The sequence below is a fragment of the Halomonas sp. 3F2F genome (genome assembly GCF_014897805.1).
Classification (GTDB): Bacteria; Pseudomonadota; Gammaproteobacteria; order Pseudomonadales; family Halomonadaceae; genus Vreelandella.
The window spans coordinates 1-571 of sequence record NZ_JABUZE010000138.1; the positions used below are offsets into that span (position 1 = coordinate 1).

2 protein-coding genes are annotated in these 571 nt (G+C 59.0%); both read left to right on the top strand.

Annotated features, from left to right (window positions below; genetic code table 11):
* On the top strand, nt 1-303 hold a 303-nt coding region (gene tnpA, locus INT21_RS15135; RefSeq protein ID WP_193085412.1), incomplete at its 5' end, for an IS66 family insertion sequence element accessory protein TnpA.
* Nucleotides 303-571, top strand: a 269-nt coding sequence (gene tnpB, locus INT21_RS15140; RefSeq protein ID WP_193085413.1) for an IS66 family insertion sequence element accessory protein TnpB, incomplete at its 3' end; no start/stop codon positions are given. The genes tnpA and tnpB, both read left to right, overlap by 1 nt.

Below are 571 nucleotides of genomic sequence, written 5' to 3' on the forward strand. Positions count from 1 at the left end.
CGCAAACGTCTCTGGCAGCAGCATATCGAGGACTGGCAGGCGTCGGGTTTGTCCGGCATGGCCTACTGCCAGCAGCAATCACTGACTTATTGCCGCTTTGTTTACTGGCGCAAAAAGCTGGCCGAACCGGAGACAGCGGTTCCGGAGCAACCCGTGTCGTCGCCTGGGTTTGCCAAGGTATCGGCAGTGCCTGGTCCGGAGTCGTCAGAAGGATTAACGGTGTCATTGCCCGGCGGCGTCTCGATCACCGGCCTGCACGCTGGCAATGTGGAGTTGCTCGGTGCCGTGCTGAGGCAACTGTAATGCGCCACCGCTATCTGCGCCCCTCCTGGGACCTGCCGGAGATATACCTGTATCGACAGCCTGTCGATTTCCGCAAGCAGGCCAATGGGCTGGCGCTGATTGTCGAGCAGGAGCTGGGGCACAGCCCGTTCTCCGGCGCGCTTTATGCGTTCACCAACCGGCAGCGCAACAAGATTAAGTGTCTGATGTGGGAAGACAACGGCTTTGTGCTTTACTACAAGTCTCTGGCCGAGGAAAAATTTAAATGGCCGGGCCCGTCGGATGAGCT